This is a genomic window from Sandaracinus amylolyticus, from assembly GCF_021631985.1.
In the GTDB taxonomy this organism is placed as follows: Bacteria; Myxococcota_A; Polyangia; order Polyangiales; family Sandaracinaceae; genus Sandaracinus; species Sandaracinus amylolyticus_A.
Genome location: NZ_CP070225.1, coordinates 2,089,799 through 2,112,282 on the forward strand (window position 1 = coordinate 2,089,799; position 22,484 = coordinate 2,112,282).

A 22,484-nucleotide genomic window follows, 5' to 3' on the forward strand; every position below is an offset into this window, starting at 1 on the left:
CATGACGCTCAAGCTCCCGATCTACATGGACAACCACGCCACGACGCCCGTCGATCCGCGGGTGCTCGAGGCGATGATGCCGTTCTTCACGACGCACTTCGGCAACGCCGCCTCGCGCAACCACGCGTTCGGCTGGGCCGCCGAGGAGGCCGTCGAGTACGCCCGCGATCAGGTCGCGAAGCTGATCGGCGCGGGCAGCTCGAAGGAGATCGTCTTCACCTCGGGCGCCACCGAGAGCGACAACCTCGCGATCAAGGGCGTCGCCCACTTCTACAAGGAGAAGGGCGATCACATCATCACGTCGCGCACCGAGCACAAAGCGGTGCTCGACACGTGCAAGCGCCTCGAGCGCGAGGGCTTCCGCGTCACGTACCTCGACGTCGATCAGAAGGGCCAGGTCTCGCCCGACGACGTGAAGAAGGCGCTGACCGACAAGACGATCCTCGTCTCGATCATGCTCTGCAACAACGAGATCGGGACGGTCCAGCCGATCGCCGAGATCGGCAAGCTCACGCGCGAGCGCGGCATCCTGCTCCACACCGACGCGGTGCAGGGCGCGGGTCGCATGGACTTCGACGTCGACAAGATGAACGTCGATCTCGCGAGCCTCTCGGCGCACAAGATGTACGGCCCGAAGGGCGTGGGCGCGCTCTACGTTCGCCGCAGCAAGCCGCGCGTGCGCATCGTCGCGGAGATGGACGGCGGCGGTCACGAGCGCGGCATGCGCTCGGGCACGCTCAACGTCCCGGGGATCGTCGGCATGGGCAAGGCCTCCGAGATCCTCGTGAAGGAGTACGAGAAGGACCGCGCGCACTCGTTCGGTCTGCGCGAGCGCCTGCGCAAGAAGCTCTTCGACAACATCGAGCAGATCCACCTGAACGGCGCCGACGATCCGTGGCGCCACCCGGGCAACCTCAACGTCTCGTTCTCGTTCGTCGAGGGCGAGGCGATGCTGATGGCGATCAAGGACGTCGCCGTGAGCTCGGGCAGTGCGTGCACGAGCGCGAGCCTCGAGCCGAGCTACGTGCTGCGCGCGCTGGGCGTCGACGAAGAGCTCGCGCACTCGTCGATCCGCTTCGGCCTCGGCCGCTTCAACACCGAAGAGGAAGTCGACTACGTCGCCGACCTCGTGATTCGCCAGGTGAAGCGCCTGCGCGAGATGTCGCCGCTCTACGAGATGTGGAAGGACGGCGTCGACCTCAAGACGATCCAGTGGGCCGCCCACTGAGGAGCTCGACATGGCGTATTCGAACAAGGTCATCGATCACTACGAGAACCCGCGGAACGTCGGGACGCTCGACAAGGAAGACGACACGGTCGGCACCGGCCTCGTCGGCGCGCCGGCGTGCGGTGACGTGATGCGCCTGCAGCTCAAGGTGAACCCCGAGACGAACGTCATCGAGGACGCGAAGTTCAAGACGTTCGGCTGCGGCAGCGCGATCGCGTCGAGCTCGCTCGCGACCGAGTGGGTGAAGGGCAAGACCGTCGACGAGGCGATGTCGCTCAAGAACACCGAGATCGTGAAGGAGCTCAACCTTCCGCCGGTGAAGATCCACTGCTCGGTGCTCGCCGAGGACGCGATCAAGAGCGCGATCGAGGACTACCGTCGCAAGCAGGCCGCGAAGAAGGCCGAGCAGAAGTAAGCGAACATGGAAGCGCACGAGAGCAGCACGCCCGAGACGACCGAGCCGGTGAGCGCACCGGCGAAGGACATCGATCTCACGCCGAAGGCGGTCGAGATGGCGAAGAAGGCCATCGAGCGCCGCGGCACGCCCACGGCCGCGCTGCGCCTGGGTGTGCGTGGCGGCGGCTGCTCCGGCGCGAGCTACGTGATCGAGTTCGCGGATCGCATCCGCGATCGTGATCGCGTCTTCGAGTTCGATGGCGGACTGAAGGTCGTGGTCGACCCGAAGAGCCTCGTGTACCTGCGCGGCTCGGTGCTCGACTACGAGGTGAAGCTGATGAGCCACGGCTTCAAGTTCCAGAACCCGAACGAGAAGAAGGGCTGCGGCTGCGGCGAGAGCTTCTCGATCTGAGAAGCGCCGCGACGGGTCGCGCCTCCGAGCCGAACGATGAGCACCGACCCGTTCCGCACGCTGGGCCTTCCGGCGCGCTTCGATCTCGACCCGCAGGAGATCGAGCGTCGATACCGCGAGCTCCAGAAGGCGCTGCACCCCGATCGCTTCGTGGGCGCGAGCGCCCAGGAGCGCCGCATCAGCCTGAGCAAGGCGGTCGAGGTGAACGAGGCGTACCGCACGCTGCGTGACGACCTCGCGCGGGGGCGCGCGCTGCTCGCGCTGCGTGGCCACGACGTGAAGGACGGTCAGCCCGCGGACCCCGAGTTCCTGATGGACGTGATGGAGCGACGCGAGGCGCTCTCCGAGGCGCGCAGCGCGCGCGACGTGGAGAAGGCCCGCGGGCTCGCGGAGAGGGTGCGGCGCGAGAACGATCGCGCGCGCCAGGAGATCACCACGCTCTTCGAGCGCGAGGCCGAGCCCGCGCGCATCGCCGACGTGCTCTCGAAGATGCGCTACTACCGCCGCTTCCTCGACGAGGTCGAGGTCATCGAAGAAGAGGCGCTCTCGTGAGCCTGCTGCAGATCCACGACCCGGCCGCGAAGCCCACGGCGATCGGGATCGATCTCGGGACGACGAACTCGCTCGTCGCGTACGTGTCGCCGACCGGCGCGCCGGTCGTGATCCGCGACTGCGACGGGCACGCGCTGGTACCGAGCGTCGTGCACTACACGGGCGAGCGCGTGGTGGTCGTCGGTCATCGCGCGCAGGAGCTCGCGCTCGATCATCCGCGCGACACGATCGTGAGCGTGAAGCGCTTCATGGGGCGCGGCGCCGACGATCCCGAGACGCGGCGCATGGGCCCGTATCGCTTCGCGAGCGAGACCGGCCCGGTGGTGCGCTTCGAGGTCGGCGAGGGCAGGGTGGTCACGCCGATCGAGGTGAGCGCGGAGATCCTGCGCGAGCTGAAGGAGCGCGCCGAGGACGATCTCGGCAGCGTTGGCGGCGCGGTGATCACGGTGCCCGCGTACTTCGACGACGCGCAGCGCCAGGCGACCAAGGACGCGGCGAAGCTCGCGGGCCTCGAGGTGCTGCGGCTCCTCAACGAGCCCACCGCGGCGGCGCTCGCGTACGGCCTCGACAAGAAGCAGAACGGGCGCTTCGCGGTCTACGACCTCGGCGGCGGCACGTTCGACGTCACGATCCTCGATCTCGACGACGGCGTGTTCCAGGTGCGCTCGACCGGCGGCGACAGCCAGCTCGGCGGCGACGACATGGATCGCGCGCTCGCGGAGAAGGTGCTCGCCGCCCTCGGGCGCGACGACACGAGCCCCCACGCGATCCGCTACGCGCTGCACGCCGCGCGCTCGATCAAACACGCGCTCACCGATCACGAGACGGTCGAGACCGAGCTCGAGCACGACGGCGCGAAGACGACGTTCCGCATCACGCGCGCGGAATTCGACGCGCTCGTCAAGCCGCTGCTCGAGCGCACCGGCGTCGCGTGCCGTCGCGCGCTGCGCGATGCCCAGACCGCGCCCGATCAGATCGACGGCGTGATCCTCGTCGGTGGCGCGACGCGCGTGCCCGCGGTGCGCGCGTACGTCGCGTCGATGTTCGGCAAGGAGCCGCTGGCCGACATCGATCCCGATCTCGTGGTCGCGATGGGCGCGGCGGCGCAGGCCGACATGCTCGGCGGCAGCGGCCCGCGCGAGGACGTGCTGCTGCTCGACGTGCTCCCGCTCTCGCTCGGCATCGAGGCGATGGGCGGGGTCGTCGAGCGCATCCTCCCGCGCAACACCGCGATCCCGTGCGAGGCCGCACAGGTCTTCACGACCTACGCCGAGAACCAGACCGGCTTCGAGATCCACGTGGTGCAGGGTGAGCGCGAGCTCGCCGAGGACTGTCGCTCGCTCGCGCGCTTCACGCTGAAGGGCATCCCGCCGATGCCTGCGGGCCTGCCGCGCCTCGAGGTGCGCTTCCGCGTCGATGCGGACGGCATCCTCCACGTGAGCGCGCAGGAGCGCACCACGGGGCTCACGCAGGACGTCGAGGTGAAGCCGAGCTACGGCCTCGACGACGCCGCGATCGAGAAGATGCTCATGGAGGCGTACGAGCACGGCGAGGACGACATCGCCGCGCGCACGCTCCGCGAGCAGAAGGTCGAGGCCGAGCGCGTCCTGCACGCGACCGAGAAGGCGCTCGCCGAAGACGGCGATCTGCTCGAAGCGAGCGAGCGCACCGTCATCGATCGCGCGATGCAGCGTCTTCGTGATGCGGCCGCGAAGGACGAGCACCGCATCATCGCGGCGCGCATCGAAGAGCTCGACGACGCGACCCACGCGTTCGCGGGTCGCCGCATGGATCGATCGATCAAGAACGCGCTCGCGGGCCGCGAGCTCGAGACGATCGAGAAGGACACTGCGTCGGCCAAGGGCATCGACGCGCACATGCCTCCCGAAGCGAGAGACGACTGATGCCGAAGGTCCGGTTCCTGAAGGAGAACCTCGAGGTCGAAGTCCCCGAGGGCACCTCGATCCTCGAGGCGGCGAAGAAGATCGGCGCGCCCGAGGGCGATCGCTGCGGCGGCGTCTGCGCGTGCTCGACCTGCCACGTCTACGTCGTGAAGGGCTTCGACGCGACGTCGGAGATGGAGGACGAGGAGTTCGACATCCTCGACAAGGCCTTCGACGTGCGGCCGACGTCGCGCCTGGGATGCCAGGCGAAGATCCAGGGCGACGTCGCGGTCGAGATCAGCGACGAGAGCTTCCAGGCCTTCCTCGACGAGCACCCCGATCAGAAGGCCGCCGCGAAGAAGCTCCGCGAGCGCTGAGAGGGGAGGCGCGCAGCGCGCGCAGCCTCCCCGGCGACTCAGAGCGACATCTCTTGCTGGAACCGCTTCTCCTCGCGGTCCTTGATCGACTCGAGGATGATCGTGGCGGTCTCTTCGATCGCGCGACCGCTGACGTCGATCACCATCCAGTCGGGATGGCGCGAGAAGATGCTCTCCGCGTACTCGAGCTCGCTGCGCACGTGCTCGCGCAGGCCGTACGCGGTGTCCGCGGGCATGCCGAGCTGGACCAGGCGCGCCTTGCGGATCTCGAGGAGCTGATCGATGCCGATCGTGAGCCCCACGACGCGCTCGGACGGGATGTCCTCGAGCTCCGCGGGCGTCGACACGCCGAGCACCAGCGGCACGTTCGCGACGCGCAGGCCGCGCCCCGCGAGATACGTCGAGAGCGGCGTCTTGCTGGTGCGGCTCACGCCGACGAGCACGAGGTCGGCCTTGCGCAGGTTGCGCGGCTCCTTGCCGTCGTCGCTCTTCACGGCGAACTCGATCGCCTCGACGCGCCGGAAGTACTCCTCCGAGAGCGGCATCGTCGCCGACGGCTGGTTCAGCGGCGAGGCCTCGACGTAGGTCGCGACCTTGTGGATCAGCTGACCGATGACGTCGACGGTCTCGACCTTCTCCTGCTGCGCGATCTCGTGGAACGACTCGCGTAGCTCGGGCGAGACGAGCGTGAACACGACCATCGCGCCGGCTTCGCCGGCCTTGCGCAGCACCTCGGCGACTGCGTCGCGATCCCGCACGCGCGTGAAGAGGCGCACGCGGACGCGATGATGAGGGAACTGCAGGAGCGCAGCGCGCACCACGCGCTCGGCGGTCTCGCCGGTGGAGTCGCTGACGACGAAGATCTGGTGGCCGTCCATCGTGCTCTTTTGTCTACCACGACCGCGCGATTCGCGACACTCGCTGCAGCGTGACGGAACGACGAAGCCCGGGCTCCTCGTGAGAGGAAGCAGCCGGGCTCTCGTCATCGCACGGGATCGAGCGGTGGGCGATCAGCTGTTGCTGGGGTGCCCGCCGCGGCCGAGCGGCCGCCCTGCCATGCGATTCACACGGCGGCGGTTCTTGGCCTTGAGCTTCGACTTCGCGCGCTTGGACCGCGAGCGGTCGCGCTTGCGGGGCTTCCGCGAGATCATCAGGAACATCGTTCGCTCCTCGAAACGTGGGGGCCGGAGGTCTAGACGAGAGAGCCCGACGCCGCAAGGCGCCGGGCTCGCTCAGGTCACATCGCGAAGGCGATCACGCGGGCGGACGGCGGACGCAGAAGCCGTCCGTCGCGCCGGTGGCCACGCGGCACACGCGATCCGCGCCGCAGGTCGTCGCCTGGTTCAGCATCGTGCACGCGACCGCGCACAGACCGTCGAGCGGGTTCGTGTCGTCCTCGACGCAGACCTCGCCCGCCGTGGTGCACGAGCCGGTCGTGCACGCGTCGATGCAGCGCCCCGCGTCCGTCTGGACGAGCAAGCCGGTGCAGACCTGGCCCTCGTAGCACTGGTCCGCGCCGGTATCGCCGGTGCGCGAGTTCGCGAAGCAGAACGAGTCGAGCGCGCGGCAGAAGCCGTACGCCGGGGTCGTGCCCGCGACCGCCTCACAGAACTCGCCCGCCTCGCAGCCGGTCTCGGCAGCAGCGGGATCGCAGGTCGCGCGGCAGCGGCCGGTCGGATCGGGCTCTTCTGCGGTCGCGGCCGGAAGATCGCACTGCTCGTCGTTCCCGCACACGATCGCCGGATCGGACGCGCCGGTGCTGTTCGGATCGCAGATTCCGAGGCAGTAGCCCGAGAAGTCGCCGCGGGTCTCGCCGAGCGGAATGCAGGCGCTGCCGGGGTTGCACTGGTCCGAGGTGGTGCAGCCCTGGATGCAGATCGCGCCGTTGTTGCTGTCAGGCGTCCCGATGCAGATGCCGCGACCGTTGTCGCAGGCGAACGTCTCGGGATCCGTACCCGCGCCTTCCGTGTTGCACTGCGTCTCCGCGCAGGTCCCACCCGAGAGGCACACGCCGATGTCCGCCGTGCAGTCCGACGTGCTGTCGCAGGTCGTCCCGACGGTCTCCGTCGCCGCGTTCGTCCACTCGCAGCGGCCGGTGGTCGCGTTGCAGGTCTGTCCGCCGTCCGGAACGATCCACGTCGCGATGTTGCCCGACTCCGCGATCACGATCGTGCCGTTGCACTGCGCGTCGTTGCGGCATGCCTCGAGGCAGAGGTTCGTGAACGCGTCGCAGGTGTAGCCGGCGGGGCAGCCGCCGTTGGTCTCGGGATCGAAGGTGCAGGTGCCGCGGCACAGACCCGTCGCGTCACCGAACTGCAGCGTCTCGAAGAAGCTGCCGAGGCCCACGCCGATCGCGGCGAGCGGGTTGTAGCCGATACCCTCGTTGCAGCGCGCGCAGCTGCCGCACGAGTCGGTGGCAGCCGAGAGATCGCACTGCTCGGTGCAGAGCGAGCCGGTTGCGAAGGTGAGCGGGATGTAGTCCGCGGGGACTGCGGTCGCGCGCTCGGCGAACGTCTCGTTCGTCGCGTCCTCGGGATCCGCCTGCGGGATGGAGAACGTCGCGCTCGAGAGCTGGGCGCCGCTGCGATCGCGGAACTCCATCACGCAGTCGAGACCTTCCATGCACGCGCCGGCGCGGCAGAGGCCGCCGACGCGGCCCGTCGTGCCGCACGCGGGCGCTCCGCCGTCGGAGCCGGAATCGCTGCCGACGCTGCCGTCTCCGACGCCGCCGTCGCCGAAGGCGGCATCGATCACGATGTCGTCGTCATCGCCACCGCAGCCGACTGATCCGGCGATGGCGACTGCGCCGAGCAGCACGAACCAAGCACTTCTCCTCATCACGAACCCTCCCGAATCGACGCTGGCCGCGCCCGAGCTACGACCCGCGGATCTGGACGACGAGGCCCTCCCGCCTCTCGTCGAAGAACGCGCGGCATATCGCTGGGCGTACTGCAGAGTCAAGCCACTCTGCTCCGGTACCGGCACCGGAGCTTCGCCTCGTCGTGAGCAAACCGCTGCGAGCGCACCGGCCGGTCGGAACTCGCCGGATCAGGACGCATGCAGCACACACGCCACGCGGAAAAGCCGCGTTTTCGGCGCAGTGCCAGCTTGCGAACGCGACGTTCGCGTCGTTGCGTAAAGATGCTGACGGCGATCGTCAGCGGCGACCGAGGAGCCGCTTCAGCGCGTCGCCGTACTCGGCGCGCGTGAGGACGCCCTTCTCGATCAGTGCGAGCAGCAGCGCTTCGTGACGCTGCTCGATGGTCGCTTCCTGCTCGAGACGATGCACCGGCATCGTGCGCGGGATCTCCTCGGGCGGCTCGGTCGCGCGACGTCGACCGGTCGCGACGCGGCGCGTGGACTCTGGCGCGAGCTCGTCCTCGGGGCGCGCGGCGGGCGCCTCGATGAGGCGCGTGGAGCCCGAGCCGTACTCGCGATCGATCGCGCGTCGGATCGACGAGACGGTCGCGACCATCGCGCGCACGCCACGCCCGGTCGCGGCGGCGATGTCGGCGATCGCGCGCTCGTCGAGCGGATTCGCGAACGCGGCGCGCACCGACCGACCGCTCGGCTCGAGCGCGACGACGATCGCGAGATGCCGTCGCGCGATCTCCTCGGGCACCAGCCGCACGGCCTCGTGCTCGAGCGTGCCGCGATCGAGATCGATCACGACCGCTCCTGCCTCGCGCGCCAGCGCGTCCGCGACGACGTCGTCGCCTGCCAGGCCCGCGTCGATCACCGCGGAGATGGCCGAGCCACCGCGCTTCCGCAGCATCGCGACGTCGCTCGGCGCGACCAGCCCCTCGCGCGCCAGGAGATCCAGGACGTCCAACGCTCCCCCTTGCGCTCCGTCCGTGTCTCGCTGGTCGCAGCACCAGCGAAGCGGGCTCTACAGGATTCGAACCTGTGACCTTCGGCTCCGGAGGCCCTGTGGATTCGGAGCCCTCACCGACGGTTGCGCGGAGCGTGGACCGGGTCGTGGACCGGGGTCAAGAGCTCGCGCGCGCGGTGCTGCTGACGTCGTCGCCGGACGCAATGGTAGCGCTCGCCGATGCGGTGCTCGACACCGAGCATGTCCGCCTCGCGCTCGAGGTGCGAGCCGGTGGACCGCACGCTGCGCGCCGGGCGATCGAGCTCGCCGTGCTGGTGCTCTCCGAGGCGTCCCCTGCGCTCGCCGCCGCGCGCGGCGAGACCCCGCCCTAGCCCCTTCGCGACGCCCAACGGCCCGCGTGGTGCGGACTCGTCGGCGTCGCTACCGCCCCGGCCGGTACGCCGGGATCACGTCGTGCGAGCGCCAACCCGCACGCGGGAGGTAGTGCCATGTGTAACGAGCCCACCACCGATCGGCCGAGCGACGTCGCGCTCGCCATGCAGATCGCCGCCACCATCGCCGCCGCAGCGCCCCCGGACACCCGCTGCGCGTTCCGCATCGCCTCGGCGATGGGCGTGCCGGCGGTCGTCCTCCCCGACTGTGACCCGCCGAACGCCTGCTACTTCTCCGAGCTCCCGCATCCGAGCTTCCGCAGGCTCACCGGCTGCGCCGACGCGACTGAGCTGGTCATCGTCTACGCCGCGCCCGGTGCCGATACCGAGGCGGTGCAGGCCGAGGTGCTCGCCGGCCTCGTGATGCGCGAGGCGCGCCGCGTCGGCCGCTCGCTCCCCGAGGACGCGATCGACACGGCGGTGTCGCTGATCCTCGCCGCCCTCGAGCGCGAGGTGTCGCGATGATCGCGCAGCTCGCCGCGATGGTCTGCGCGGAGATGGGCCCCGCCGTCTCCGACGTCTACCGCGTCGCCATCCGACACGGCTGGCTCACCTATAACGGTTATGAGTGAGGCTCTGACCTTCCCGACGAAGGGCTGCGAGACGTGGCAGGGCCTCGATGTGCGCGTCTACGACGGCGCGCCGACGGTCCTCGGGCGCACCGTGTTCGTGCCTGACGTACCCGAGGACGAGCAGCGTGCGGCGGCGCTTTGGGGCGTGTGCTGGTGGCTCCTGCGCAGCGCCCTCGATCGCGACCCGACCGAAGTGGAGATCGACGCGCTCGCGTCCGCGCTCAACTGAGGGGCTCATCCCCTCAGTTGTTGTGATGATCACAACGGACGGCGTTCATCGCCGTGTCTGCGCTGAGACGCGCTACGCTCAGCCTCGGAGGGGCGATGCGCGGAACACTCGGGCTCGTGGCGCTGGTGTTGGTTGGGTGCGGCGACGGCGGGGCTCGCGTGGTCGAGCCGGACGCCGCGCCGGCCAACACAGTCGAGACCTACGTGGGCGAGCTCGTGCGGCGCGTCGACGGTGTCGAGATGACGGTGTCCGATGCGGTCGTGGAAATCGTCCCGACGGCGGATGCGGTGGTCACGATCGACGGGTGCACGTTCAACGCTCCGTACGCGCCCATCGAGGGCGACCCCCGACGCGTATGGGGTTTCAATCTCGGTGACCGGATCGCCGAGTGCGAGACCGGAGGCGGCGCTGTAGTATCGGCGTTCGTTCGAGACGCCGATCTCGACCTACAGATCGGCGTGCGGCTGCGTGCGAGAGTGACGATCGAGCGCCCTGACGACACGACCGTCACCGTCGAGTTTGAGGGCGCGCGCGCTCCCTGACTCACGGGGCGAACCGACGAGCCGGGACCCCGTCGGCGCCATCGTCGATCCGCATGTCCGGTCCCGCGATGAAGGCGTGCCGCTCGCGCTGGCTCGCCGTCGCGACGTTCGCGGAGTCCCACAGCAGCACGTAGTCGTTGCCGCCGGTGCCGCTCCACGACGACGTCAGCGTCACGCCGATGTCGTTGCCGGCGATGCTGGTGATGGTGCCGTTCCGCTGCGTCGGCGTGTCCGAGTCCCACTCGTGCAGACGGATCGCGTCACCCACGCGGAAGTAGCTCGCGTCGGTCTTTCCCGCGGGCGCGTAGTACGTCCCGGCGAGCGTCAGCGTCCACGACGTGCCCGAGCCCGACGCGCTGTTCACTGAGCCGCTCGGCGCGTACGTGGGCAGGTCGACCCCGGTGATCAGCACCGTGAGGCGACCGACGCAGCTGGCGATCTCGGACCAGTCGCGGCCGACGACGATGGCTCGCGCGCCCCGCATCCCGCGCAGCCCGGTCGGGTCGTTCACGGCGCGCGCGCCGTTGTAGGGCATCGCGTCCGACGAGATGAGCACCGAGTCGCCCACGAGCACGTTGAAGTGCCGAAGCGAGACGGGGAACGAGTAGTGTCGGATCGCGCCGCCGAAGAGCGTCAGCACGGGGTTCGCGATCTGCATCGCGCGCTCGGTGGTGAGGCGCTCGCCCGCGACGTAGAACGACGAGAGCGGGGCGATCTCGAGGACGCGCTCTTTGCGCGCCTCGCTCATGCCCTCGACGTTGCGCACGCGGATCGAGCCGCGCGTGTGCTTGCCCTCGATCGGGTCATAGCCGAGCTTGAACTCGACCACGTTGACGTTCCCGTCGCTCCCGCTCGTGAGCTGGCCGAAGCCGTCGACGTCGAGCAGCGTGCCGCCCGCGTTGCTGAGTACGTGCGAGTCCGGCACAGGTTGCGTGTCGATCGTCAGCGGGCGCAGAGCGATCTTGAAATCGGCGTCGAGGTAGAAGAACACGCCGTGCAGCATCGCCTCGTGCTCGAGGACATCGTCGAGGCGCACGCCCTCGCGGAACGCGTACTGGCGCTCGCCGTAGAGGTGCGGCTGGATGTTGACGATCTCGTCAACCACCGCGGTCCAATCCGCGAGATCATCGTCGAGCACGAACGGCGCGCCGCCGACGTTGGCCACCTCGGGCGCTGCGGCGACGAGCTCGTCGCGGAAGCCGGCGAACGTCGTCCCCTCGGACGCGGCGGGATACTTGATCGCCGCCGCGATGGTCTGCGACTGCGTGCCGGCGACGAGCAGTCCGAGCGGGCGCACGCCCTCGCAGACCACGCCGCCCGTCGACGGGTCGACCGTGTCGATCTGGAAGGCGCGCGCGGGGACGTCCTCGGCTGCACCGAGCTCGGAGATCAGGAGCGTCGCGTTCGCGGTGAGGCCGCTGACGGAGTTCAGGTGCACGCGCGTCGTCGGGAACGACGCGACGTCCGCGGCGCTCGAGTGCGCCCACCCGGTGGACGGCGCGTTGATCGTGCGCGGCTCACGCCGCATGTCCGCGAGCGGCACGAAGGGCGGGCGCCAGCCCGCGAAGCCCCACGCGATCTCGCCGAAGAGGCCGGCCGGGAGCGTGAACGCGGCGACGCTCATGTCGTCGCCCCACAACACCGTGTAGGTCTGGTTCGCGGCCACGCTGTCGAGCGCGACGAGGATGCGGCCCGCGCCAAGCGGATCGACCAGCTCGCCCACGCGGCCGTTGAAGTAGCCGTCGACCGGTCCACCGCCGAAAAGCTTCGGGTACCGCGCCGGGCTCGGGACGCGCACGTTCAGCTGCCAGGCCGAGGCGTCCGCCGTGTACGAGAAGACGAAGCCCCAGCCCGCGATCGTCGGGTCGGCGTTCAGCGCCGCGCAGAGCGCCTCGCAGAAGTCCTTGTTCGTGCGGTAGAAGCCGCAGATCTGGATCTTGACGTCGCCCTCGTAGGCGTCAGCGGACAGGTCCGAGAGGCTGCGCCGCACCCAGATCGTGTAGGCGTACGCGCCGGGGTAGTAGACCCCCGCGACCTGGCGCTTGACGTCCAGCTCCGCGCCGAGCTCTTGCGCGAGGATCGACCACCGCGAGTCGATGTTGATGATCCACGTGGTGGCCTCGCCGCCTTCGAGCTGCGGGTCGTTCAGGATGACGCCGCGGAAGATCAGCGTCCCCGTGTCGCCCACATCGAGCTCGTCGGCCCCGTGCGCATAGACCCAGATGCGCCGCCCGATCCACGTGCTCGGGAAGTCGCGCAGCGCGCGGATCCTCGGCGTGCCGTCGGTCGCCTCCACGGGATGGCGCTGAGCGGTCGTGCGCCACTGCGCGCGCTCGACGATCGCCGTCGTGCTGTCGCTGATCGACGCGATGCGCACAACCTCGGTGTCGAGGTGGAGATACTCGTCCTCCGCGAGCCCGACGGTGCTGTTGAGCACGGCCGTCGTGTCGGTGAACGGGTCGGGGCCGAGCGTCGTTGCGAGCCACGCCTGGGGCTGCGGGATCGGAGTGAACATCGACGTTGCTGCGTCGAGGTCGGCGCCCGGCGTCTCGACGATGCGCAGCGGCGACAGGCCGATGTCGATCTTCGCGCCTGCGAGGTAGGCGCTCTCGGTGAATCCCACGCTCTCGCGGAGGAGGCCGTTGACGCGGCGCACGCCGAGTTGCCCTGACTCGGTGCACGCGCCGCTCATCTCCTCGCAGGTGACGAACTCGAAGGGCGCGCCCTCGACGACGAGTCTGAACTCGACCCCATCGCCGCCGACGCCGGTCGCGATCACGTTCTGCCACGTGCCCATCACGCCACCCCCGCGCGCAGCGCGCGCCGCGCAGCCTCAAGCCATGCCCTCGGTGCGACGAGCACCGGCTTCGGGTGCCCGCTGAGGTAGAGCGCGCACCGCTGCGCGCGCTGCGCGTACGCCTCGATCTCGGCGATGCCGATCTGCCGCTTCTCGAGCGGGGGCTCGACGTCGAAGCCGCCGCGGGCGGTCGTCACGATCACCTCGATCACCACGTCGCCGAGGAGCGCGGCGAACACCCTGTGCGGCCTCACGCTGCCTCCAGCATCGGCGCCGCGAGCGCCTCGAGCGTGCGCGCGTCGATCGGCGCGCTGGTGTTGTGGTGGCCGTAGACGCGCCCTCCGCGCGACGTCGCGATCGCGCGCGAGAGCTCGTCGTGGGTCGCGATGCGCTGCGCGTTCGGAGGGGCGTGCTCGGCGCGTCGATAGAGCCGCAGCTCGCCGTGCGCGACGACGAGGACGCCGAGTCGGCGCTCCACGTCGGCGCGTTGCTGCGCGCGCTCCGCGGCGCTCCACGCGGCGTCGGCGGTGCGTCGGTCCTCGCAGCGCTTCCGGAAGACCTCGACGAGGTCCTCGCCGGGCTTCGCGTTGAGGATCTGCGCGACCTTCGCGATCGTCCGCTGACGCTCGGCCTCTTTCGCTTTCGCGCGTGCGCGCTGGCGGGCGCGGGCGTTGATGAACATCACGCGGCCTCGTTCTGCGCGAGCACGCGGTACGCCCGACGGAGCCACCCATCAGGCGTGATGAGCGCGGACGCGTGCGCGCCGTCGTAGATGCGCCGATGCATGCTGCCGATGTCGAGCGCCTCGAGTGCATCGGCGTGCCGAATACGTCGTGCCTCGACGACGTAGCAGGGCCGCGAGTGCTGGTTCGTGATCGCGACCTCGTGCCGGCCGTCCGAGCACTTCCAGAGCTCGATCCTCACGCGAGCACCCGCGGCGTGCTCGACATCGCGACGGGGTGCACGCGCTCGACGGCGTGGCGCGCGCGGCGATCGATGATCATCGGCAGCTCGGCCGCGGGCTCCGCGAGTCCGAGGGCGCAGAGACGATGAGCGGCGTCGCGATCGCACTCGATCGTCGCGCCTGCGGGGTGCAGCACGCCGGTGCGGTCGCGGTAGTCCGCGTGCAGCTCGATGCGGATGCGGGTCACGGGCGCGGCCCTCGACGCTGCGCGTCCTGCTCCACGAGCGCAGCGAGCATGGCTTCGCCGTCGCTCGGCTCTCCGAACGGCCAGCCGTTCGCCGATTCGCGCGACAGGATCGAGCGGTCGAAGGCCGCATCCGGCCGACCGGCGCGCGTCCCGATCGTCAGTGCATCGGTCGTCTGCTCGGCGACGCCTTTCGCGATGAGCCCCTGCGCCTGTGAGGGCGACACGGTGACCACGCGCGAGGGCCACAGCACGAAGCTGTTGATCGAGACGGTGTCGAGGATCTTGATCCGCATCGGTCACTCCGGGTCGAGCGGCTGCTCGGCGTCGACGACGACGGCCATGCCCTGCCTGACGAGCGCGGTGCCGAGGTTGTCGTGGACGACGATCTCGCGCTCCGCGGCGTTCTGCGCCGACGAGCGCAGCAGGCTTTGCAGGCGCTGCGCGTTGATGGCGCCGGTGAGGAAGTGGTGGTTGATTCGAACTCGCATGTGGTCTCCTGGTCAGCGGCGCATCGCGCGGAAGCGCTGCTCCAAAACGTCGGGGTCGCCGTTGATCGAGGCGCGCCACCCCTCCGCATCGCGGCTATTCCCGAGCCCGATGAGGTGATAACGGTCGAGGGCCTTGCTCGCTGCGCTCCACGCGCGCGCCCATCGAGTGCCTTCGACGACGCCCTCGAGCGCGAGCTCGATCGCCTCGTGCAGAGCTTCCCTCTCCGCCCCGGTGCGGGCGCCGGGCGCTCCGGCGGCAACGCGCCAGCGCAGCCCCTGCGGGTCGAGACTCGCCTCGATCCAGCGCGACCAGCACGCGGCGTGACCGAGCTGCGGGACGATCGCGAACCGCACGCCGTCGTTAGACCCGCCGACGTACGCGCCGACCTCGTCGAGTTTTCCGGACCAAAGGCCGGGGCGATACGTCGAGCACGCCCCGATCGTCAGCGGGTCCCCGCAGTCGTCGACCAGGATGCGTAGCGCCTTGAGCGCCGTCGCCGTGTCGAGGCCCTGGACGAGCGGGCGATAGCCGACGAAGCGGCGGCCCATCGTCTCCTGCTCGGGCGGGAGATCTTCGGTGACGAGCTCGATCAGCGAGTAGGGGTTGAACGCGTCGGGGATCGCTCGCGCGTCGCGCCAGCGCTCGACGGCGCCAGGTGCTCCGGCCTCGCTCGCCTCGCGGAGCGCCTCGAGCGCTGCAAAGGTAGCGTCGTCGACCTCACCGGTCGCGAGGAGCAGCGCGGCATCCGCTGCCCAGGTGAGCGCGCGCGTCGCCTTGCCGGCGCGGAGCCCGGCGTGCGCACGGGGCGCGAGCATCATCAGCGCGCGCGCGTCGCTCTTCTCGAACGCGGCGGCGAGCTCGCCCCCGATCGCATTCTTCGGATCAATCGCGCGGGCCGCGGCGATCGCGCGGGTCACGACCCCGTGCAGATCGACGGTGCCGGCCTCGAGCGCGGTGCGCGCGATGTCGTGCTCGGCCTTGATCTCGCTCCACGCGAGCGCGGCGTCGGTGCCGGCGGAGAGCGTTGCTCGCGCAGCATCATCGCCGCCGATGCGGCGTGCGGCTCGCCACGCGAGCGAGGGCTTGAGGGTCGGAGTCCAGGCGGTATTCGGCGTGCTCATTCGGCGTTCCTCGGCGTTGGTGGGAGTCAGCCCCGCGGGCGGAGCTGACGACGGATCTCGGCTGCGACCTCGGCGTCGCGGACCGCCTCGGCCTGCGGCGTGCCGCCGAGGTCGGGGCGCCGCTCGCGCACGCGCAGCACGGCGGAGTAGGCGAAGTGGCGGAACGACTCGCTCGCGTGATCGGGGAAGTGCGCGGCGATCACGCGATCGGCGACCGCGTAGTCGGGGAGCTTCGACGGGTGCACCGCGTGACGCGCCGTGGTCGTGCTCGCCGTGGTCACCGGCGCGATGGTCGCGATCGACCGCACCTCGGCGTCGATGTTCGGGCGAACGCGGCGGAGCTCGCGCGTCGCGACCGCGTAGAGCCGGTGCTCGGGCTCGTTGGGGTACTTCGCGCGAGCGCGCTCCATGTGCGGCGCGAGCGCAGCGGCCATCCGCTGGTTCGCGAGGAAGTACCCGAGCTGCTTGTCGTTGAGGATCTCGACGCGGCGGCGCGCGAGGTGCGCGCGCGACTCCTCGGACATCCGAGCGATCGTCGGGTGCTTGTCGACGATGGCGCGCATAAAGCGCGCGGCTTCGATCTCGAGGGCGGTGCGGTTCGACATGCGGGGCTCCGTGTGGGGCCGGCGCGCCGTCGACCACGCCGAAGAGGTCGATGCGCGCCGGGCCCGATCACTTGTCTTGCGCGTCGATCGCGATGGGGCACGGATGTTGGGTCCGTCGTGTCCGCCCGCGTCCGTCGATCACGCCGCGTCGGGACCGAGCAACCACTCGCGGTCGACCTGCCACGGGCCCTTCGGCGTGACCTGCCACGCGGGGATCGTCTTGCTCCTGATCAGGCGCCGCACATGGCGCGTCGAGCGCCCGAGCACGCGCGCAGCCTCGGCGACGTCGACGCCTGCGCGCGGCTTCCCGTCGGCGCCGATCCACCCTCGTTCGACTTCGGTCATGAGTTGGTCTCCTCGGCGCTCATGGCCGGCCATTGACGGCGTCGAGCAGCTCTTCCGCGGCCTCGTCCATGTCGGCGAGCGCCTCGATCGCATCGTCGCGCAGCTTGCAGAAGTCGTGGGCGAGCTCCTCGGCGTCGTCGTCCGAGAGCTGCGCCGCGCTCGCCGCAATGCTGCCCTGCGGTCCCGTCGCAACGGTCAGCCGGTCGCGAATCGAATTGAGCGCAGCTGCGAGCTCGGTCGGCAGCGCCTCGCCGATCATCGGCCAGAACGTGTCGGCCGCGTCGCGGATGCGCTCGCGCAGCGGGAGCGGGCTTACCGCCATCCCGTCGATCGCGTCGCTCAACTTCTGCGCGAGATCCTCGGTGTGGTTGCGAAGCGTTTCGGGGTCGTGGTCGTGGTCGGTCATCTCATCTCCGGTGGTCATGCTGCGAAAACTCCTCCAAGGCGGTCTGCCGCCGAGCCGTCGCCGGTTCCTCGCGCTCGCCCTCGCGGGCCGCTCGACGTGCGAAGCATCGAGTGCGAGGTCACAAGGCAGTCCACCGCGTCGTCGTTCTTCCCGTGGGGGAACGCGGTCACCTCGCGGACGAAGTCGTTCGTCCAGCGCATGCCGCGGGGCACCGCGATCTCGCCGCGCGACCAGCACGCCGCCGCGGGCTGCGCCCTGCTGAGCTTGTCTTCGCGCGTGGTGATCACGCAAATTCGGCACCGCGCCTCGCGCTCGAGGAGCGGCACCACGCCGGCCTCGTGGCCACCCGCAGCCCACCCGATCGGCGCGCCCGGGTAGCGTGCGGAGAATGCGGCGAGCTCCGGCGCGAAGCGGTCGATCGAGCACTGCACACGCAGCACGTCGAGCACGTAGTAGCGGCGCGTCGGCGGGTGGTAGCCGAGCGCGAGGATGCAGCTGAAGTCGGCCGAGGCCTTCAGCGAGTACGCGAGGTCGATCGCGATCGCGATCCGCATCTCCTCGGGCTTCGGGATCGTGATGCGATCCACGAGCACGACGTCGCGGAACGACTGCGCCTCGGCCGCGATCGGCTCGCACATGTAGAGCGAGGTCCAGTCGCGCGCGCCGATCTCGTCTCGCGTTGCGTGGAGCACCGGGGTCGGGTGCATCTCGGGCCACGTCGACTCGCCGGCATCGTCGAGCGCGGTGATGCGGATGTGCCGGTAGCCGTTTGCGATGCAGAACGCGGTGAGGTCGCTCGGGTTCCACGGCGTGGAGACGACGAGGTTGATCCACGGCACGTCGACGCGCGTGCGGCTCACGCTCTTGTGCGAGTCGATCGTGCGCTCGCGGATGGTCGCGGACTCGGCTGCCGCTCGGTCAGCACAGAAGTCGTCGGTGCAGATGAGGTCGCAGCGGAACCCGGTCGCCGTGCCGCCACCGAGGCCCGAGGCGAGCACGTAACCGCGCCCGCCGAGCACTCGGAAGAAGCCGGCGCTCCGCTGCGTCGGGTCGATGGAGCGGCCCGTGTGCTCGGCGACGAGCTGCCGGATGTCGTAGACGTGCGAGCGAGCGAGGCGAGCGGAGTAGCTGCGGAGGATGGTGCGGAAGCCCTCGTCGGACCGCTGCGAGCACCACGCCGCGAAGCGCTTCGCGATCGTCGACTTGCCGAAGCCGGGCGGCATCGTGACGACGATCGAAGAGCACTCGCCAGCGTCGCGGCGATCAGCGGCCTCCTGCAGCTCGTCCACGAGCCCGTCGAGATGTGGCGGCACGGGTCGCCCATCGAGGCGCTCGTTGAACGCGCGGAACGTCTCGGCGGCGCGCTGGCGCCGCGCGAGCTCGGCGCGAGCGGCGGCTCGACCGACCAGCATCACGGCTCCCCCGCGAGCGCGAGAAGCTCGGCGTCGGTCATCGCACGCAGCACGCGCGCCTCGCCCGCATCGAGGTGCTCGAGCACGCGCTCGCGAACGTCGGCCGGGAGCTGCGAGAGCAGGAGGGCCCTGGCGCGTGCCCGCTGCGTCTCGCTCGGCGGCGCGCCCGCGGCGATCACCAGCTTCGCAGCCGCCATCACGACGGCCTCGGCGACCGGCTCGCCGCCCTCGTTGAAGCGCCGGAGGACCGCGCGGGCGGCCTTCACCGCCTCGACGCGTCCCGCCTCGGCCTCGAGCAGTGCCTCGGCCCGCAGTGCCTCGCGAGCGGCGACGACGGCCGCGGCGAAGCCGGGGTGAGCGCGCAGCCATCGCACCTGGCGCTCGCTCCGATCGACCTTCGCGCCGATCTCGGCGTTGGTGTGCCCGAGGGCCGCGAGCCTCGCGATCTGCTCCGCGAGACGCGCCTGGGTGGGCGTGAGAGGCGAAACCTTGCCGCCCCGGGGCGGTAAGGTTTCCGACTCGCCGCCGACGTCGTTCCGGTCCACTGCCGCCCCCTCGGGGCGCCGTGTCGCCGTCATCGCGACTTCTCCGGGGCGATCGAGGGCGAGGGAGCCTCTCGCAGATCCAGATCAGGGGTGCGATCGTGCGAGGGGGAAGTCGCACCGCGGATCGACCCGTCATCTTTTTCCGCCCCCACCCGGGCGGGCACACGCTCGGCTGCGACGGCCGCCGACACCGTGTGCCGTGATCCGTGTGCCCCCCTAAGGGGGCGGGCACACGGGCACACGCTCACACGACCGTGTGCCGGGCACACGGTGGGAACACGCTGGGCACACGCTGCCGAGAGCATCACGCCGCCCCCTCGTCCGAGTCGTCACCGCGCGCTGCGACTGCCCGGTAGGGCTCGCGCCCTCCGCCGGTGATCCGGCCGTGAGCGAGCAACCACGCGATGGCGTCTTGCTTCACCGCGTCGCGACCACGCACCAGGGCGCGGAGTTGTCGTTGACCGACGACGTCGGAGGGGTGACGCGCGAGGGCGAGCAGGAGAGCCCGGCCCACCTCCTCGACGCGTGCGGCGTGCACCGCGTCTCGGTCGTCGTCCCCATCCCCCTCGTCGTCCGGCACGTCGACCTCGCTCACGCTGGCGCGGGCGTGATCGATCTCGAGGCGGAACGTGGTGCCCGTGCCGCCGAGCCGGCTCTTGGGCACCAGTGCGTCGATGGTGGATGGCTTGCCCTTCGGCGTCGTGAGGGCGAGCAGCACGTCGCACTGGTATTCGATCGCGCCGGTCTCCTTCCCCGACGCGAGCGGGTCGGAGTTGGGCACGCCGCCCCCGCGGTAGCCCGAGCGCGCCATCTCGCTCGTCGCGAGGATGAGCAGCCCGTGTGCGCGAGCGGCGTTGCGCAGCGTGTCGATCACCGCGTTGACCTTCTCGCGCGGGCTCTCGGCCGCCTCGCTGGTGATCGAGCGCGCGGTCTGGAGTGAGTCGACGATCAGCAGCCCCGGCCGCCCCGTGTCCTTCGCGAGCGCGGCGAGTCGCTCGGCCACCGCGTCAACGGTCGCGTCACGTTCCTCGGCCGCGTCCACGAGAACGAGCCGATCGGAGTCCACCGCTTCGGCGAGGACAGTGCGGGCGTCGTCGTCAGCGCGCTCGAGGTCCTCGCGCCGGATGCCGAGACTCTGGCCCCACCTGATCAGCAGTCCGTTTGCGCTCTCGTCGGCCGCGAGGATGGCCACGGCGTGACCGTCGGCGAAGCGCTCGCGGGCGACCTGCACCACGAGCGTCGTCTTCCCCGCGCCAGGTGCGCCGATGACGATGACGAACGAGCCGGGCACGAGGCCGCCTCGGATCGCAACGTCGAGCGTCGTGATGCCGAAGGGCACGCGCTCGCCCGCGTAGCCGAGAGACAGCGCCCGGGCCGCTGGCGTTCGCCACGCCTTCGGGGGCTGCACCTTCGCCGGTGGCGCGAGCAGTCGCTTCGCGTGCGGCGCGAAGCCGTCGGAGTCGGTCGGCCACGGCACGTCATCGATCGCGCTCGCGGAGACCTGCTGTCCCGCTGGGCGGAAGGGATCTTCGATCACGCTGCGCTCCTCGCGCTCGGGACGCGGCGGGCGCAGTAGGCGCGCAGCGCGTCGAGGTGTCGGTAGTCGGCGGCGCTCGCCGGCTCGATGGGGTTCAGCGCCGTGATGCGGTCTCGCAGGCGCCGGTGATCGGGATCGAGCTGCTCGCCGGTGATCAGCGACAGCGCGATCGTGCGCTTCGCAGCGCTGCGCATCCGAGCGATGCAGGTCCGCCAACGCTCGAGGTCGCAGCCGATCGCGCGAATCAGGTAGATGCTGCGGATGACGTCGCTCTCAGCCTCGGCGAGCCGCTCCGCTGCGATCTCGCGCTCGGCGTCGTGGGCGTGCTCCTCGCAGAAGCCACCGCACACCGCGGGCGCAGTGCACACGAGCTCGTCGTCAGGATGGGTGTCCGCGCTGCACCACGAGCAGCGTCCGGTGTCGGTCACATCGGTGGCGGACACGGGTGCTCCTTGACGAGCGCGCCCGAGTCGATCAGAACGACGAGCGCGCGGTTGCTCTTGCTGGGGCGGCCGTGGTGGTGGGCACCACGATTCAGACGGCCGGGGCTTTGGCGAGCTCCGGCCGTCGCATTTCCGTCGACCTGCATCGAGATCACGCCGCCTGCGGGCCCTGGTCGACCGCGACTGCCCAGTCGATGGCGCGCACGAAGCCACCGGTCGCGAGCTCGATCCGAGCGGCAGTCGCGAGCCCTGGCGTCCGCGCGCCGGTCGTCCAGAGGCTCACGGTCGCCGCGTGGCGCACCCCGACCCGCTCGGCGAACGCTGCCGTCGTCATGCCCCGCGTCGACAGGAACGCCCGGAGCTTCTCTCGATTGCTCGCCATGATGTAGACCTCCGCCAGCCGAAACCGGACTGGTCTACTATCCGATCCAGCGTGTCGCGCCGCAAGCCGGACCAGGCTATTGTCCGGCCGTGCGCCCGAACCTCCCGTCAGAGCGCTATGCGCTCCTGGTCCAGCAGCTCGGAGAGGAGCGCAATTTCGCCCACGGTTGGAAGGTCGAAGTCGCCACGTTGCTGGACGTTCACCCCACCTACGTCGCCAAGGTCCACGCTGGAGAGCGGACGAACATCGGGAACGGCGTCATCGAGCGAGCGATCCAAGGCTTGCGGCTGGATCCGGCGTTCTTCACCCGCGAGTCGGTCGGCGGCTCGTATCGGGAGCACGTCAGACCCGACCACCCCGCCCACGTGTCGCAGGTCGGTCGGGCCGAGGCATTCGCGTCGCTCTTCGTGCGGGACATCCAGGACGATCTCCAGGAGATGCAGCGGCTGATCCGCGCCTCTGAGCGAAGCGAGAGCGACCCCAACGGCCTGCACAACGCGAGGCCGCTCGCTGAGTTTCTCGTGTTCCAGAGCCGCATGGCCCGCTACGCCCAGCGCGCGCTTGCAGAGGGCGCGTCCGTGGGCGACCTCGTCTCCATGCTGATGTACGCGGACGAGCTCGTGCAGCTCTGCGTCAGCGGGATGGAACACAGAGCCGAGCTGCACGAAAAGCGCGCTCGCGCTCTGCGAGAGCAGCTGCGAGACCCGAAGGCGGGAGACCCGGACAAACGAGACTAGGCTTGCGTCAAGACAGACTGGTCTGCTACAACCTCTTCGTGCCCTGAGCACAGGAGGTCC

The 22,484-nt window shown here is 70.2% G+C and carries 31 protein-coding genes; 11 read left to right on the top strand and 20 right to left on the bottom strand.

The features are described from left to right. Position 1 precedes the first annotated feature (1 nt). From I5071_RS08490 to I5071_RS08515, 6 genes are read left to right on the top strand one after another with little or no spacing between them, the layout of a single operon-like run. A complete protein-coding gene (locus tag I5071_RS08490; protein WP_236604909.1) occupies positions 2–1,228 on the top strand; it encodes an IscS subfamily cysteine desulfurase in 1,227 nt (408 codons plus the stop codon). 10 nt (positions 1,229–1,238) lie between these two features. Beyond that, on the top strand, positions 1,239–1,643 hold the full coding sequence (iscU, locus tag I5071_RS08495; protein WP_053234805.1) for a Fe-S cluster assembly scaffold IscU: 405 nt from the start codon (positions 1,239–1,241) through the stop codon (positions 1,641–1,643). A 6-nt stretch (positions 1,644–1,649) separates the two neighbouring features. Further along, positions 1,650–2,036 (top strand): HesB/IscA family protein, encoded by a 387-nt coding sequence (locus I5071_RS08500; RefSeq protein WP_236604910.1) that lies wholly within the window; start codon positions 1,650–1,652, stop codon positions 2,034–2,036. A gap of 36 nt (positions 2,037–2,072) precedes the next feature. Continuing rightward, complete coding sequence (hscB, locus tag I5071_RS08505; protein ID WP_236604911.1) at positions 2,073–2,588, top strand: Fe-S protein assembly co-chaperone HscB; 516 nt, start codon at positions 2,073–2,075, stop codon at positions 2,586–2,588. After that, positions 2,585–4,492: a Fe-S protein assembly chaperone HscA gene (gene hscA, locus I5071_RS08510; RefSeq protein WP_236604912.1), complete on the top strand. Its 1,908-nt coding sequence runs from the start codon at positions 2,585–2,587 to the stop codon at positions 4,490–4,492. The genes hscB and hscA overlap by 4 nt, the downstream gene beginning before the upstream one ends. Then, positions 4,492–4,848 carry a 2Fe-2S iron-sulfur cluster-binding protein gene (locus tag I5071_RS08515; protein WP_236604913.1) on the top strand — a complete coding sequence of 119 codons (357 nt, stop codon included), beginning with the start codon at positions 4,492–4,494 and terminating at the stop codon, positions 4,846–4,848. Before hscA ends, I5071_RS08515 begins: the two co-directional genes overlap by 1 nt. A 38-nt stretch (positions 4,849–4,886) precedes the next feature. Here I5071_RS08515 and I5071_RS08520 read toward each other — a convergent pair whose 3' ends face one another. From I5071_RS08520 to I5071_RS08535, 4 genes are all read right to left on the bottom strand, one after another. Next, positions 4,887–5,726, bottom strand: coding sequence for a pyruvate, water dikinase regulatory protein (locus I5071_RS08520; RefSeq protein ID WP_053234801.1), 840 nt, complete (start codon positions 5,724–5,726; stop codon positions 4,887–4,889). A gap of 132 nt (positions 5,727–5,858) precedes the next feature. Next, complete coding sequence (locus I5071_RS08525) at positions 5,859–6,008, bottom strand: hypothetical protein (RefSeq protein WP_157069310.1); 150 nt, start codon at positions 6,006–6,008, stop codon at positions 5,859–5,861. A 94-nt stretch (positions 6,009–6,102) separates the two neighbouring features. Then, the gene (locus I5071_RS08530) at positions 6,103–7,686 is read right to left on the bottom strand and encodes a hypothetical protein (protein ID WP_236604914.1); all 1,584 of its coding nucleotides are present in this window, start codon (positions 7,684–7,686) and stop codon (positions 6,103–6,105) included. 319 nt (positions 7,687–8,005) lie between these two features. Next, positions 8,006–8,680, bottom strand: coding sequence for a hypothetical protein (locus tag I5071_RS08535; RefSeq protein ID WP_236604915.1), 675 nt, complete (start codon positions 8,678–8,680; stop codon positions 8,006–8,008). Positions 8,681–8,814: 134 nt separating this feature from the next. Between I5071_RS08535 and I5071_RS08540 the strand changes: the two genes are divergently transcribed. The 4 genes from I5071_RS08540 to I5071_RS08555 all read left to right on the top strand — a co-directional run bounded on the left by I5071_RS08540 (position 8,815) and on the right by I5071_RS08555 (position 10,454). Beyond that, the gene (locus tag I5071_RS08540) at positions 8,815–9,051 is read left to right on the top strand and encodes a hypothetical protein (RefSeq protein WP_236604916.1); all 237 of its coding nucleotides are present in this window, start codon (positions 8,815–8,817) and stop codon (positions 9,049–9,051) included. 117 nt (positions 9,052–9,168) lie between these two features. Next, entirely contained in the window at positions 9,169–9,576 is a 408-nt protein-coding gene (locus I5071_RS08545) for a hypothetical protein (protein ID WP_236604917.1), read from the top strand. A 156-nt stretch (positions 9,577–9,732) separates the two neighbouring features. Then, positions 9,733–9,912, top strand: coding sequence for a hypothetical protein (locus tag I5071_RS08550; RefSeq protein ID WP_236604918.1), 180 nt, complete (start codon positions 9,733–9,735; stop codon positions 9,910–9,912). A gap of 95 nt (positions 9,913–10,007) precedes the next feature. Next, on the top strand, positions 10,008–10,454 hold the full coding sequence (locus I5071_RS08555) for a hypothetical protein (RefSeq protein ID WP_236604919.1): 447 nt from the start codon (positions 10,008–10,010) through the stop codon (positions 10,452–10,454). 1 nt (position 10,455) lies between these two features. On the opposite strand, the gene I5071_RS08560 is transcribed toward I5071_RS08555, so the two are convergent. The 16 genes from I5071_RS08560 to I5071_RS08635 all read right to left on the bottom strand — a co-directional run bounded on the left by I5071_RS08560 (position 10,456) and on the right by I5071_RS08635 (position 21,687). Beyond that, entirely contained in the window at positions 10,456–13,251 is a 2,796-nt protein-coding gene (locus I5071_RS08560; RefSeq protein WP_236604920.1) for a hypothetical protein, read from the bottom strand. Next, positions 13,251–13,505 carry a hypothetical protein gene (locus I5071_RS08565; RefSeq protein WP_236604921.1) on the bottom strand — a complete coding sequence of 85 codons (255 nt, stop codon included), beginning with the start codon at positions 13,503–13,505 and terminating at the stop codon, positions 13,251–13,253. The genes I5071_RS08560 and I5071_RS08565 overlap by 1 nt, the downstream gene beginning before the upstream one ends. Continuing rightward, complete coding sequence (locus I5071_RS08570; RefSeq protein ID WP_236604922.1) at positions 13,502–13,933, bottom strand: hypothetical protein; 432 nt, start codon at positions 13,931–13,933, stop codon at positions 13,502–13,504. The genes I5071_RS08565 and I5071_RS08570 overlap by 4 nt, the downstream gene beginning before the upstream one ends. Next, positions 13,933–14,175 (bottom strand): hypothetical protein, encoded by a 243-nt coding sequence (locus tag I5071_RS08575; protein ID WP_236604923.1) that lies wholly within the window; start codon positions 14,173–14,175, stop codon positions 13,933–13,935. Before I5071_RS08575 ends, I5071_RS08570 begins: the two co-directional genes overlap by 1 nt. Beyond that, positions 14,172–14,402, bottom strand: coding sequence for a hypothetical protein (locus I5071_RS08580; protein WP_236604924.1), 231 nt, complete (start codon positions 14,400–14,402; stop codon positions 14,172–14,174). The genes I5071_RS08575 and I5071_RS08580 overlap by 4 nt, the downstream gene beginning before the upstream one ends. After that, positions 14,399–14,695: a hypothetical protein gene (locus tag I5071_RS08585; protein ID WP_236604925.1), complete on the bottom strand. Its 297-nt coding sequence runs from the start codon at positions 14,693–14,695 to the stop codon at positions 14,399–14,401. The genes I5071_RS08580 and I5071_RS08585 overlap by 4 nt, the downstream gene beginning before the upstream one ends. 3 nt (positions 14,696–14,698) lie before the next feature. Continuing rightward, positions 14,699–14,890 (bottom strand): hypothetical protein, encoded by a 192-nt coding sequence (locus I5071_RS08590; RefSeq protein WP_236604926.1) that lies wholly within the window; start codon positions 14,888–14,890, stop codon positions 14,699–14,701. 12 nt (positions 14,891–14,902) lie between these two features. Next, positions 14,903–16,012, bottom strand: coding sequence for a hypothetical protein (locus tag I5071_RS08595; protein WP_236604927.1), 1,110 nt, complete (start codon positions 16,010–16,012; stop codon positions 14,903–14,905). 26 nt (positions 16,013–16,038) lie between these two features. Next, on the bottom strand, positions 16,039–16,617 hold the full coding sequence (locus I5071_RS08600; protein WP_236604928.1) for a hypothetical protein: 579 nt from the start codon (positions 16,615–16,617) through the stop codon (positions 16,039–16,041). A 138-nt stretch (positions 16,618–16,755) separates the two neighbouring features. After that, a complete protein-coding gene (locus tag I5071_RS08605) occupies positions 16,756–16,962 on the bottom strand; it encodes a helix-turn-helix domain-containing protein (RefSeq protein ID WP_236604929.1) in 207 nt (68 codons plus the stop codon). Positions 16,963–16,981: 19 nt separating this feature from the next. Next, a complete protein-coding gene (locus I5071_RS08610; protein WP_236604930.1) occupies positions 16,982–17,386 on the bottom strand; it encodes a hypothetical protein in 405 nt (134 codons plus the stop codon). Next, on the bottom strand, positions 17,383–18,780 hold the full coding sequence (locus I5071_RS08615; RefSeq protein ID WP_236604931.1) for a hypothetical protein: 1,398 nt from the start codon (positions 18,778–18,780) through the stop codon (positions 17,383–17,385). Before I5071_RS08615 ends, I5071_RS08610 begins: the two co-directional genes overlap by 4 nt. After that, a complete protein-coding gene (locus I5071_RS08620; protein ID WP_236604932.1) occupies positions 18,780–19,358 on the bottom strand; it encodes a hypothetical protein in 579 nt (192 codons plus the stop codon). Before I5071_RS08620 ends, I5071_RS08615 begins: the two co-directional genes overlap by 1 nt. Positions 19,359–19,629: 271 nt before the next feature. Next, the gene (locus tag I5071_RS08625; protein WP_236604933.1) at positions 19,630–20,862 is read right to left on the bottom strand and encodes an RAD55 family ATPase; all 1,233 of its coding nucleotides are present in this window, start codon (positions 20,860–20,862) and stop codon (positions 19,630–19,632) included. After that, positions 20,859–21,305 carry a hypothetical protein gene (locus I5071_RS08630; protein WP_236604934.1) on the bottom strand — a complete coding sequence of 149 codons (447 nt, stop codon included), beginning with the start codon at positions 21,303–21,305 and terminating at the stop codon, positions 20,859–20,861. Before I5071_RS08630 ends, I5071_RS08625 begins: the two co-directional genes overlap by 4 nt. Positions 21,306–21,456: 151 nt before the next feature. Next, entirely contained in the window at positions 21,457–21,687 is a 231-nt protein-coding gene (locus tag I5071_RS08635) for a helix-turn-helix domain-containing protein (protein WP_236604935.1), read from the bottom strand. Between the two features lie 89 nt (positions 21,688–21,776). On the opposite strand from I5071_RS08635, the gene I5071_RS08640 reads away from it, so the two are divergent. Further along, the gene (locus tag I5071_RS08640; protein ID WP_236604936.1) at positions 21,777–22,424 is read left to right on the top strand and encodes a hypothetical protein; all 648 of its coding nucleotides are present in this window, start codon (positions 21,777–21,779) and stop codon (positions 22,422–22,424) included. The last annotated feature ends 60 nt before the right edge of the window (positions 22,425–22,484 follow it).